Genomic DNA, 11,862 nt, shown 5'->3' with positions numbered 1-11,862 from the left:
CTATGAAAACAGCCGCACTTTATCCAGGAACATTCGATCCCATAACCAATGGGCATGCCGATCTCATAGAGCGCGCCGCCAAACTATTCTCCAAAGTTACGGTTGCCATTGCCTCTAACCCCAGTAAAAAGCCATTGTTTACGCTAGAGGAACGAGTGGAGCTGGCACAAAAAGTAACAGAACACCTGGACAATGTTGATGTTGTAGGCTTCCAAGGATTACTTGCGGATTTTGCCAAAGAGCAAAACGCCAATGTGCTCATCCGTGGCTTAAGAGCGGTGTCTGATTTTGAATATGAGTTCCAATTGGCCAACATGAATCGACGCCTGAATCGTGACCTGGAAAGCGTATTTTTAACACCCGCTGAAGAGAACTCCTTTATCTCCTCTACACTGGTGAAAGAAGTGGCCTTACACCGCGGTCAGGTGCACGAGTTTTGTCATCCCATAGTGCAACAAGCATTGATAGAAAAGTTTCATCAAAAAGCATAATAATCCGGCATGCCAGAGTTACCAGAAGTCGAAACCACCAAACGTGGTATCAGCCCCCATGTTTTACAACAACGGATCGCAAATGTGACTATTCGCCAGCGTTCTTTGCGCTGGCCAATACCTGATAATATTGAGCAAATACTCACAGGACAACGAATAACAGCCATTGAGCGCCGCGCCAAATATTTACTCTTGTATCTTGAGCACAACACTCAGAAAGCTTTACTTATTCATTTGGGCATGTCTGGCAGCTTACGCATTGCCAAACCAGACGATGCCATTTTGAAACACGATCATGCAGATATTGGTTTTGAAAACGGCTTGATATTACGCTATTCCGATCCACGGCGATTCGGCTGTATTCTTTGGTTGGACACGCCCCCCATAGAGAACAAACTACTCAGCCATTTGGGGCCAGAGCCACTATCAGAAGAGTTTGATGGCGATTACCTATGGCAAAAATCGCGTGGTAAATCCATTGCCGTAAAGCAATTTGTGATGGATCAAAAGGTGGTAACTGGCATCGGTAATATTTACGCCACCGAAGCGCTATTTACTGCCGGTATTCACCCCAATAAAGCAGCAGGTAAGGTATCAAAAGCCAAATATGCCTTATTTGTAGCGGACGCCAAACGCATCCTGGAACGCTCCATTACCCAAGGTGGTACCACTCTTAGAGATTTTGTCGGTGGTGACGGTAAACCAGGTTACTTTGCGCAACAACTGTTAGTTTATGGCCGCAAGGGTGAGCCCTGCCCTAATTGTGCAACAACACTAAAAGAGATCCGCCTGTCTAATCGCAGTTCTGTTTATTGCAGTCAATGCCAAAAATAGAGCGACCGCCCAAGGCGACCTTTTATCGACTATTATGGTTTCGCTTTTTACCAATTTGGGTTGCCTGGCAAGGATTGTGGTTTCTGGCTTTTGAGTATTTCATCGATTATTCCCGCCACCCCATCACATCACTGGTAACGACTAAGTTGGCGTTAGAATCTGTTTTTTATGCTGTCGTTATCGTAAAACTGGGTCTGTTAAGCAAACTGTTATCTATAAGTAAAGTTGTGATTTTAGCGATGCTCATAGTGTTATTGCTATTCACTCTCCAGCGCTGCTTTGTTGGTTTTTAACCTAATCCACCAAAGCGATGGGAAATAGAGACTCGATGGCGATATTGTCGACCTGATAATTTTGACCACTGGAATGTAGAATGAGCCCGCTCTCTTCAGGAAACAGCTGAAATACCCGCTTTTTATCTTCACCCGCCAGTAATACAGAGACGATATAAGGGGATTGCTCTGGCGTGATTGCTGCAGGACGCACCTCTAACGTGCGCCAGTTTTCACTGATTTGCACGAGATCATTGAGTGGCGCTTCTGCGTTATCCTGAATGCGCCAATCCTGTCCTATTCGCTCTATGCGTGCGATACCAAAATCTAATGTCATGATGACACTAAAAGGTGGAAAAAGTGGCATAAGCTCTTCAGGGGTGTCCTCATCGCTGTTAATCATGTCATTGCTGAGGGTAAACAGATAAACCATAAATAACATGGCCAGAATAACGACATTGTTCCAGGCGCGATGGCTGAGTCTGAGCATTGAATTGATAAATGAGTTGCGATGGAAGCAGTGTAACGATTTAACAGAAAAATTAAAATTTTTCAGCGAGATAACGCAAAAAACCCGGAATTAACCGGGTTTTTCGGGAGACAAAAACCAAAAAGATTACTTAATCTTTGCTTCCTTAAAAAGCACGTGTTTGCGAACAACGGGATCGTACTTTTTGATCTCCATTTTGCCCGGCATGTTACGCTTGTTTTTGTCTGTCGTGTAGTAATAGCCTGTGTTAGCTGTAGATACTAATTTAATTTTATCGCGCATAACTCAGACTCCTTAAACTTTTTCGCCGCGAGCACGCATTTCAGTTAATACTGAATCGATGCCTTTCTTATCGATAATACGCATGCCTTTAGTAGAAACACGCAGTTTAACGAAACGGTTTTCAGACTCAACCCAAAAACGGTGAGATTGTAGGTTTGGCAAAAAGCGACGACGCGTTGCGTTGTTCGCGTGAGAGCGGTTGTTACCTACCGCAGGGCGTTTGCCAGTAACTTGACATACTCTGGACATTGTTGTTGTCTCCAAAAATTACTTACTTAACCCGACCTTTTCAACTCGGCAAATTGCCGCTGGTCAGAAGATGCTCATACAAGAGGGCGCACTTTATACAGTATAAAATCAGCAGATTCAAGTAAAAGTTGAATTAATGAGCCATTTTCAACACTTTACATCATTCCCCGCTCTGCCATTGATGTATGTTGCCCATCGCCTATCACAATGTGGTCTAGCACCCGAATATCCATTAACTCCATGGCTTGCACAATACGCAGAGTGATATGTTTGTCAGCCTGACTCGGCTCAGCGATACCCGAAGGGTGATTGTGAGCCAAAACAACGGCTGCAGCATTGTAAGAAAGCGCAAGTTTAACCAGCTCCCTTGGGTAAACAGGAGCGGCATTAATAGTGCCAAAGAAAACCGGCTGAAAATGCAGATACTGATGCTGAGAGTCTAACATCAGCATGGCAAACACCTCTTGGCTGTAACCAGCCATTCTTCGACTGATAAATTCACTAGTAAACGACGAGGAGGTAAATTGTGTTTTGCTTTGAGGCTCAGACTCAAAATATCTACGAGAAAGCTCTAATACCGCCTGCAGTTGCACAAATTTAGCTTTGCCTAACCCTTTACCTTGGCAGAATTGTCCCAGGTTGGCGCTTAACAAACGCTTTACAGAGCCGAATTCCACCAGCAATTGACGCGCCAATTCAACGGCATTAAAACCGGGAATACCAGTGCGTAAAAATATCGCTAATAATTCAGCGTCACTGAGAGATTGAGGACCTAAATTGAGTAGTTTTTCGCGAGGTCTTTCCGCCTCAGGCCATTGAGATAATTTCATCGTTACATTCCATGTATGAAGCAAAATTTTTATTCAAAAATAGCGCTGGTTAACAGTATTAACAAAGCAGTTCCTGTGCTTTCGTGTTAATCTACATAATTAGTCGAAAAAGAACAACATCATTTCTTCTATGGGATCTTTGCTCAACACCAATATTCTTCTGGGTATCAGCGGTGGAATCGCGGCTTATAAAACGCCTGATCTGGTGCGTAAACTCAAAGCGCGAGGCGCCAACGTCAGAGTGGTTTTAACTCAATCCGCCAAAGAGTTTGTTAGTCCTCTTTCCCTGCAAGCCGTCTCTGGCAATATTGTCTCCGATGATTTACTCGACCCTGCCGCAGAGGCGGCTATGGGACATATAGAACTGGCCAAATGGGCAGATCTATTACTGATTGCGCCAGCAACTGCCAATACCATTGCCAAATTGACCCACGGCCTGGCAGATGATCTTCTCACTACCTTGGTATTAGCCACCACAGCACCAATTCACTTAGCCCCGGCCATGAACCAGCAAATGTGGCGTGCCCCGGCAACCCAGGAGAATTTAGCAATCTTGGCTAAACGCAATGTCAGTTTCATCGGCCCGGACCAAGGAGAACAAGCCTGTGGCGACATTGGACCGGGCAGAATGATAGAACCAGAAGAGATTGCTGAGTTATTAGATTCGCAAACCAGCAGCCAATTACTGGCCGGTAAAAAAGTCATCATTACCGCGGGTCCTACCCGTGAGCATATTGATCCGGTGCGCTACATGAGTAATCACAGCTCCGGAAAAATGGGCTATGCGATTGCAGAGGCAGCACTTAAACTCGGAGCGGAAGTTTGCCTGGTGTCCGGCCCGGTTAATCTTAATGCCCCCACACAAGCATCACTGCACAAAGTGAATACTGCGGAAGAAATGTTAAGCGCGGTAATGGCAGAAGTGCAAGATTGCGATATATTTATTGGCTGTGCAGCTGTAGCGGATTACAAACCAACACAAGCAGTTGATCACAAGATTAAAAAAAGTAATATTGAGTTAACACTTACTTTTGTTAGAAATCCCGATATTCTTGCTTCGGTGGCAGCGTTACCCAAACCACCTTTTACTGTTGGCTTCGCCGCTGAAACGCAAAATGTGGCGCAATATGCCAAGGATAAGCTGGCCCGTAAAAAGTTAGACTTAATTGCCGCAAACGACGTATCGCGTTCAGACATTGGCTTTAATAGTGATGAAAACGCGCTCACTTTGTATTGGGCGGATGGTGAGCAACCATTGGCAAAGGCGAATAAACAACAAATTGCGCTGCAATTATTAGAAGCAGTTGCACAACGATTTAACCAGAAACACAGCTGATATGCACAAAATCGACCTTAAAATACTGGACCCACGACTGGGTAATGAATTTCCACTGCCAGAATACGCCACACCGGGTTCAGCCGGTATGGATCTGCGTGCCTGTTTGGATAACACATTAACCCTGGAGCCAGGTCAAACCGAGCTAATACCCACCGGCCTAGCCATGTATATAGGCGATCCTGGCTTATGTGCCACCATTTTACCGCGCTCTGGACTTGGCCATAAAAAAGGCTTAGTGCTGGGTAACCTGGTAGGGTTAATCGATTCTGATTACCAAGGGCAACTGATGGTGTCAGTCTGGAATAGAGGGCAACAAAGCCAGCAAATTAATCCCGGCGAACGCATTGCTCAGCTTGTGATACTGCCAGTAATTCAGGCACAATTTGAAGTCGTAGAAGAATTTACCGAAAGCGAAAGAGGTCAGGGCGGCTTTGGCTCCTCTGGCACGCATTAATCCAAGGACGAGAATACCTCAGGACACCATTATGCCAGCAACTCGTAAAAACAACCGCAAAGCCCAGATATTGCAATCACTCGCGGTAATGTTGGAAACCCATCATGGACAACGTATAACAACGGCCAAATTGGCGGAAAAAGTGGGCGTTTCAGAAGCAGCACTTTATCGTCACTTTCCCAGTAAGGCGCGCATGTTTGAAGGCTTAATAGAGTTTATTGAAGAAACCCTGTTCAGCCGCATCAATAAGATTGTCGATGAAGAAAAAGATACCGGTAACCGCTGCCAGTTAATCTTACATTTGATTCTGGGTTTTGCTGAGAAAAACCCCGGTATAACCCGTATTCTCAACGGTGACGCCTTACAGGGTGAACAGGAGCGCTTGCGCACTCGCATTGCGCAGCTTTTCGAACGCCTTGAAACCCAACTCAGACAAATCCTGAGGGAGCGTAAATTACGCGAAGGCAAAGCCCTGCCTGCCGACGAAACATTGATTGCCAATATTCTGATTTGCTATGTGGATGGCCGCATCAATCAGTTTGTGCGTTCAGAGTTCAGCGCCCGTCCCACAGATGGCTTTGGTGCGCAGTGGAAGTTTATGCGAGAGCGTTTTTTTGGCTAAATTGAGACTGTAAAATAGTCACAAAAAAGGCTGCATTCGCAGCCTTTTTTAATGGCGTATTGTATTAGCGTCCAAAGGTATTACCGAAGAAGCTATCGTCATTCCAGGTGGGCTTTTCCATTTGATTTGCAATGGTTTGGCCTATCTGAATATTCACTTCCGCAAATTTCACAGCCGCTTTCCAATTGAAGTCTTCGGAGAATTCGTCACAAGGTTTGTGGTAACACTTACCGAAAAATTCACCAAACTTCTTAGCGCCATCTACTTCAGGATCGACAGCAGTCCAACCGGGGATTACAAATACAGAGGGTACACCTTGTTTAACAAAGCTGTAGTGGTCTGAGCGGGTGAAAATCGCCTGATCGGGCATTGGATCAGGTCCGAGAGTTAAGTCATGGTATTTAGCGGCAGCGGTCACTGATGCTTTCAAACTACTGTGTTCTGCACCGAAGGCAATCACATCGGCAAACTCGTAAGTCAGCACTGGCATATCGAGATTGACGTTAGCCACAATACTTTCAATTGGCACCGTTGGGTTTTGCGCATAATAGTCCGAACCCAGTAGCCCTTTTTCTTCGCCCGTTACTGCTACAAACAAAATTGAGCGCTTCGGTGCCGGAGCTTGAGCTAACAAACGCGCAGTTTCTAACAACACTGAGGTGCCGCTGGCATTGTCCAAGGCGCCGTTATTGATCTTGTCTTTTTCAACCGTTTTGGCGATACCAATATGATCGTGGTGGGCAGAAAAAGAGACATACTCTTTCGCCAACTCAGGATCGCTGCCAGGCAAAATTGCCACTACATTAGGGCTGGTAATTTCTTTGAACTCGCTCTTTTTGCTCAACTCGATACTGGATTGCATGGCAAAACCTTTGGGAGATTTATCATCTTCCAGTTCTGCGTAGATATCTTCAAGGCTCATTTTCTCACCAGCAAACAACATTTTCGCTGTTTCAGGGCTTAAAGAAGCGCCATTTTTGAGTTCAGCAAAGGTGTTTGCAGGCATACCATCTTCTTTTAACCAGCGCACACGTGGTACGTGGATATAATTTAATGAACGCTCGTAGGGACGCGCTTTTTCGCTGCGTGGCGTCGGGATTGAAATCGTACCAATTGCTCCGTTTTCAGCAGCATATCTGCCCTTCTGATAACCCGAAGCGAAATGAGCCCCCTCTTCACTGGGGAAAGACTGTGGCTTGCCTGACAACATCACCACTATTTTACCCTCGACATCAAGCCCCGCATAATCATTGTGCTCCAGTTCTGGAGCAATAATTCCGTATCCGACAAAGACCAATTCCCCTGAAACATGGGCATCTTCATACATTGCACTGGGGCTAACCAAAAACTCTTTCGGATATTTCAGCTCTGTTGTCTCGCCACCTTTGTTCAATACAAATTCAGGCGAGTCCTGATCAAGAAAAGACTGGCGAAAGGTAACGCGTTGCATGTAACTACCATTGTCACCTGCGGGTAACAAGCCATACTGCTCAAACTGTGAAGCAATGTACAAAGAGGCAATTTCCAATCCTTGCGAGCCAGTATCACGGCCCTCAAGCAAATCGTGAGATAAGAAGCGCAAATGCGCTTTTATACGGCTGTCATCCGCTTTAAGAATGTCAGCATGGCTGGCAGTGCTGATAAATGCACCGAGCAGCAAACAAAGAGTGAGTTTTATTTTTTTCATAGAGGCTTATCGTTCCAGAATGGGTTGGTTTTTCGAGCACCGGCTTATCATGTCGCATTAGAGCCATGTGTTCGCATGCCGCCTACCTTAGGGCATAAGTTTCTTTTTTTCCAGCTTGACAGGCATTGTTGATAATTTATGCTAAGAGAACAGCTATTCTTAGGAACCGTATAAATGGCGAGAAGACCACAATACGATGTTGATGAAGTACTCACCGAAGCCGTGCAGATTTTCTTAGAGCACGGCTACAATGGCGCCGTAATGGACGAAATTATCGCCCGCACCGGCTTTAATCGCCGGGGCTTTTATCTGGAGTTTGGCTCCAAACAGTCTTTTTTGTACAAGGTATTAGCACACTACCAGGCCACCGTTCTGCAGCAAATACTCGGTAACCTGGAACGCAATCAAGGTTTAAGCTCCATTACTCAGTTTTTTAATGACTATGTCAGCCTGGTGAAAGGCAAAGGCTGCTTATTGGTGAATACGGTGACAGAGCTAGGCTATGATGACAAACACGTACGCAGTATTGGTCGGCATTATGTGGACCAATTAGAAATTGGTTTTATCGGCTGCCTGGAGCGCGCCATTGAGCACAAACAGGTTCGCGCTGATATCAATATTGAAGCAACGGCGCTGCAACTGTGTAATTATGTGCAGGGTTTTGCCGTAACTGGCATCATTGCAGGTGCCACAGATGAATTGGAACTCGCTACAGAAGCGCTACTTGGGCCATTGGCAGCATAGAAGGTTGATATGACTGAATTTAAACGGGCGCGTGGCGCCAAAGAAAAAGAGGTTCGGCGCAAAGCCATATTGCAATCGGCCATTACGCTTTATCAAAACAACCCCGGTGTTTTGCCCACCACGGCGCAAATCGGTAAAGATGCAGGTGTCGCGAAAGGTACACTGTATCTTTACTTTCGCAGTAAGGAAGAGATATTTCTGGCTATTCTGGAGGAATATCACCTTAACTGGCTTAAGACCTTCCATAAAAACGGGCAATTTGATGAATCCATTATGCTCACTTTATTGGATACCTGTTGTGCCTATATGGAAGACAACCCCGTCTTTATGCAACTGGCCTGCATGAGCACCAGCGTTATCGAGCAAAATGTTGATAGCAAAGTGTTACTGGCGCACAAGAACGAACAAGCAAAGGCCACAAAACAGGCTGCCCGTTCAATCTCAGCCATGTTTCCTGCCTTACCCGAAGAAGATACGGCCTCTTTAATTGTACGCAGTTATGCGTTGTTACTGGGCTTATGGCAGCTGTCTCATCCCACTGAAAATATCGCTAAAGTGCTGATGTCTCCTAGCCTGCAAATCCTGAAGCCTGACTTTAGCACCTCAGCACGTCACGCATTAGAGCAGCTGTGGCGGGCTACCATTGTCAATAACAAACCAGAAAAGAGTGGCATCTGGAAGAAGCTGTTTTCTTAAGCTACCATCTTGAAAAGTGCCAAATCAGCGCCATCTAATGGCGAATTATGACTCTTTTTAGAATTGACAGTCGACTATGAGTGACAAACAACCCTTATATCGCATCCAGTTTATTGCCAATAGCGAGCGCTATGAGCTCTATGTGCGCGAGGTGACTCAAGGCAATTTGTTTGGTTTTATCGAAATCGGAGATTTCGTTTGGGATAATCATACAAGTTTAGTGGTGGATCCAAGCCATGAGAAACTGAAATCCGAATACGCCAATGTGAACCGCACTTACATCCCTTTGCACAGTGTGCTCAAAATTGATGAAGTGAAAAAACAAGGCAGCGCTAAAATCACCGAGTTGGGTGACAAGGTGACACAGTTCCCCTCTCCCATTTACACCCCCAAAAACTGATCATCAGCAAATTTGTATTTATTCGCAGGTGGCTTACACTAAGCCATCTATAAAATAACGATAATCAATAATGAAACATCTCCTTCTTGCCCTGCTGTTGGTGAGCAGCATCAGCTTTGCTTCAGAAAGCAAAAAACTCAATGAACTACTGGATACCATCTGGACATGGGAGCTGAAAAACAGCCCGGTACTGGCCACGCGGATGGGCCAGAAACAAGAAGTTGGACGACTGGCTGATTTGTCGCCTGAGGGACTGGCAACGCAAAATCAACAGGCGTTGCAATACATGCAGTCTCTTAACAAGATCAAAGTTAAGCGACTAGATGTGTCAGAGCAGATATCACTTTCTGTGCAAAAACTGCGACTGCAAAACCAAATTGATGAGTATCAATTCAAAGGCCATTATCTGCCTTTTACCTCCGAATCCGGTTTTTACAGCGGACTGGCGTTTTTGCCCAATACTCACAAGTTTAACAGCGCCGCCGATTATGAATTTTATTTGCAGCGTCTCAGTGACTTTCCCCGTTACTTTGCCGAGCAAACCCACTGGCTCAAGGAAGGCTTAAAGTCGGGAATGACACAGCCAAGAGAAGTGCTGGATATCGTGCCACAACTAGTGCAAAACTTTATCCATGAAAACCCAACGGAAAGTGGTTTTTATGGGCCATTTGCAAAAGATAGCGTGGCGTTTATGAATGACAATGACTGGCTGGCGCTGCAAAAACAAGCACAACAGGTAATTTCTAATCGCGTTATTGTGGCCTATCAAAAGTTCTATGAATTTCTCAATAAAGAGTACCTTCCCGGTGCCAAAAAAACCTTAGGGGCGATAACCTGGCCAGATGGTGAAGCTTACTATCAAAATCGGGCTGCCTATTACACCACCACCAGTCTTACCGCGGATGAGATCCACCAGCTGGGCTTAAGCGAAGTAAAGCGTATTCGCTCAGAGATGCAGGAGGTTATTGACTCGTTACAGTATGAAGGTGATCTGGCGCAGTTTATTCAGTTTTTGCGTACCGACCCACAGTTTTACGCCAAAACTGAAGACGAAATTTTGCGTTACGCTGCCTATTTATCAAAGCGCATTGATGCCAGGCTACCGAAATTGTTTTCTTACTTACCGCGTACTCCCTATGGTGTAGCCCCGGTACCAGAGAGCATTGCTCCCAATTACACTACGGGTCGCTACATCTCACCTACTAACGACACAGAGCCAGGTTATTATTGGGTAAACACTTATGCTTTGGACAAACGTCCTCTATACGCATTACCCGCGCTGACACTGCATGAAGCGGTGCCTGGCCACCATTTACAGATCGCCCTTTCACAAGAACTGGAGGATTTACCCAATGTACGCCGCTACACTTATATCTCGGCGTTCGGTGAGGGTTGGGGTTTATACTCGGAATATCTGGGTAAAGAAGTGGATTTTTACGAAACGCCTTACGATGAGTTTGGTCGCCTGAGTTATGAAATGTGGCGCGCAACGCGTTTAGTAGTGGATACCGGTATTCATACAAAAGGTTGGACACGCCAACAAGCAGTTGCTTACATGCTTGAGAATACAGCGCTGTCTGAGCATAACGTGCGTACTGAGGTAGATCGTTACATTACCTGGCCTGCACAAGCCCTGTCTTACAAAATAGGGGAACTCACCATTAAGCGTTTACGTCAGGAAGCCGAAACTAAACTAGCGGATAAATTTGATGTACGAGCCTTTCACAAAGCCGTTTTAGCCCATGGTTCTGTGCCTTTAACCACACTGGAAGAAAACATCGCTCGTTATATTAGCGATACCCTTAAGCAGAAAGATAAATAGTCGGATACAAAAAAAAGATTCAGGTTGGTTGAGTTTAAACTCAGTTTATTTAGAATCAGGGCGATACCTTATTTTGTGTATCGCCCTTTTGTTAGCGTCAAAGGAAAAAAGAAAATGATTGCAGCAGTCTCCATAATTATGTTTATGGTGATGATCCTGATTTATTTTGTTGTGAAAAACCAAACCATGGCAAAAGAACTCAGAGAATTCCGGCATTTGGCCCGCAGCGCCGAAAACCGCTCAAGGTTTGCCCTGACCACCGTTGATTCACTGGCGGCACAAATTCAGAAGATGCTCACTTCGCAGCTAGAGTCGGCTCATAAACGCGGCTTGATCAAAGGTGAGCCGTACGAACACACCTCTGCAATTTTTAAAGGCTTTGAAACGGTTGTGATGCAGTGTTGCGAGCACGGCGCCACTGTAGAAGAAGCCTTAAAACGCGCGCTTGCCAGTGAAGGAAAATCACTGGACGACGTTAGAAAGTTTATCTCTGAGATGCCTTCTGAAGTGCGTGTCCCTTGGGTCAAAAACAATGTGGGTAGTTTTGTGATTGCCTGCACCAACATCGTTAACCACTTTACTAACCCCAGTCCCAAAAAAGAAATCTCCGATCAATCTGAAGCCAGTTAAGGATCCAGGTTTGGCGTGTC

The 11,862-nt window shown here is 45.5% G+C and carries 15 protein-coding genes; 10 read left to right on the top strand and 5 right to left on the bottom strand.

The genetic code is table 11. The features are described 5' to 3' along the window. Positions 1 to 2: 2 nt before the first annotated feature. Complete coding sequence (coaD, locus tag AABA75_RS00295) at positions 3 to 491, top strand: pantetheine-phosphate adenylyltransferase (protein WP_338290311.1); 489 nt, start codon at positions 3 to 5, stop codon at positions 489 to 491. Positions 492 to 500: 9 nt separating this feature from the next. Next, entirely contained in the window at positions 501 to 1,325 is an 825-nt protein-coding gene (gene mutM / locus AABA75_RS00290; RefSeq protein WP_338290310.1) for a bifunctional DNA-formamidopyrimidine glycosylase/DNA-(apurinic or apyrimidinic site) lyase, read from the top strand. A 294-nt stretch (positions 1,326 to 1,619) separates the two neighbouring features. Here mutM and AABA75_RS00285 read toward each other — a convergent pair whose 3' ends face one another. The 4 genes from AABA75_RS00285 to radC all read right to left on the bottom strand — a co-directional run bounded on the left by AABA75_RS00285 (position 1,620) and on the right by radC (position 3,448). Further along, complete coding sequence (locus AABA75_RS00285; RefSeq protein ID WP_338290309.1) at positions 1,620 to 2,087, bottom strand: hypothetical protein; 468 nt, start codon at positions 2,085 to 2,087, stop codon at positions 1,620 to 1,622. A gap of 126 nt (positions 2,088 to 2,213) precedes the next feature. Then, a complete protein-coding gene (gene rpmG / locus AABA75_RS00280; protein ID WP_229529675.1) occupies positions 2,214 to 2,369 on the bottom strand; it encodes a 50S ribosomal protein L33 in 156 nt (51 codons plus the stop codon). A gap of 12 nt (positions 2,370 to 2,381) precedes the next feature. Then, on the bottom strand, positions 2,382 to 2,618 hold the full coding sequence (rpmB, locus tag AABA75_RS00275) for a 50S ribosomal protein L28 (RefSeq protein WP_229529674.1): 237 nt from the start codon (positions 2,616 to 2,618) through the stop codon (positions 2,382 to 2,384). Between the two features lie 155 nt (positions 2,619 to 2,773). After that, a complete protein-coding gene (gene radC / locus AABA75_RS00270; RefSeq protein WP_338290308.1) occupies positions 2,774 to 3,448 on the bottom strand; it encodes a RadC family protein in 675 nt (224 codons plus the stop codon). 130 nt (positions 3,449 to 3,578) lie between these two features. Here radC and coaBC point away from each other — a divergent pair, with 130 nt between their 5' ends. From coaBC to slmA, 3 genes are read left to right on the top strand one after another with little or no spacing between them, the layout of a single operon-like run. After that, entirely contained in the window at positions 3,579 to 4,784 is a 1,206-nt protein-coding gene (gene coaBC / locus AABA75_RS00265) for a bifunctional phosphopantothenoylcysteine decarboxylase/phosphopantothenate--cysteine ligase CoaBC (RefSeq protein WP_338290307.1), read from the top strand. Between the two features lies 1 nt (position 4,785). Next, a complete protein-coding gene (gene dut / locus AABA75_RS00260; RefSeq protein WP_338290305.1) occupies positions 4,786 to 5,241 on the top strand; it encodes a dUTP diphosphatase in 456 nt (151 codons plus the stop codon). Between the two features lie 31 nt (positions 5,242 to 5,272). After that, positions 5,273 to 5,863, top strand: coding sequence for a nucleoid occlusion factor SlmA (gene slmA / locus AABA75_RS00255; RefSeq protein WP_338290303.1), 591 nt, complete (start codon positions 5,273 to 5,275; stop codon positions 5,861 to 5,863). Positions 5,864 to 5,927: 64 nt separating this feature from the next. Here slmA and AABA75_RS00250 read toward each other — a convergent pair whose 3' ends face one another. After that, a complete protein-coding gene (locus tag AABA75_RS00250; RefSeq protein WP_338290301.1) occupies positions 5,928 to 7,550 on the bottom strand; it encodes a M28 family metallopeptidase in 1,623 nt (540 codons plus the stop codon). Positions 7,551 to 7,724: 174 nt separating this feature from the next. On the opposite strand from AABA75_RS00250, the gene AABA75_RS00245 reads away from it, so the two are divergent. The 5 genes from AABA75_RS00245 to AABA75_RS00225 all read left to right on the top strand — a co-directional run bounded on the left by AABA75_RS00245 (position 7,725) and on the right by AABA75_RS00225 (position 11,842). Beyond that, positions 7,725 to 8,294: a TetR/AcrR family transcriptional regulator gene (locus AABA75_RS00245; protein ID WP_338290300.1), complete on the top strand. Its 570-nt coding sequence runs from the start codon at positions 7,725 to 7,727 to the stop codon at positions 8,292 to 8,294. A gap of 9 nt (positions 8,295 to 8,303) precedes the next feature. Next, entirely contained in the window at positions 8,304 to 8,990 is a 687-nt protein-coding gene (locus tag AABA75_RS00240) for a TetR/AcrR family transcriptional regulator (RefSeq protein ID WP_338290298.1), read from the top strand. Positions 8,991 to 9,066: 76 nt separating this feature from the next. Next, positions 9,067 to 9,390: a DUF1820 family protein gene (locus AABA75_RS00235; RefSeq protein ID WP_338290297.1), complete on the top strand. Its 324-nt coding sequence runs from the start codon at positions 9,067 to 9,069 to the stop codon at positions 9,388 to 9,390. Between the two features lie 70 nt (positions 9,391 to 9,460). After that, positions 9,461 to 11,212, top strand: coding sequence for a DUF885 domain-containing protein (locus AABA75_RS00230; RefSeq protein ID WP_338290295.1), 1,752 nt, complete (start codon positions 9,461 to 9,463; stop codon positions 11,210 to 11,212). Positions 11,213 to 11,326: 114 nt separating this feature from the next. Further along, entirely contained in the window at positions 11,327 to 11,842 is a 516-nt protein-coding gene (locus AABA75_RS00225; protein ID WP_338290294.1) for a hypothetical protein, read from the top strand. Positions 11,843 to 11,862: the final 20 nt, after the last annotated feature.

The organism is Planctobacterium marinum (genome assembly GCF_036322805.1).
In the GTDB taxonomy this organism is placed as follows: Bacteria; Pseudomonadota; Gammaproteobacteria; order Enterobacterales; family Alteromonadaceae; genus Planctobacterium; species Planctobacterium marinum_A.
Note: the sequence above shows the minus strand (reverse complement) of the source record. Positions and strands in the feature narration are given on the sequence as shown.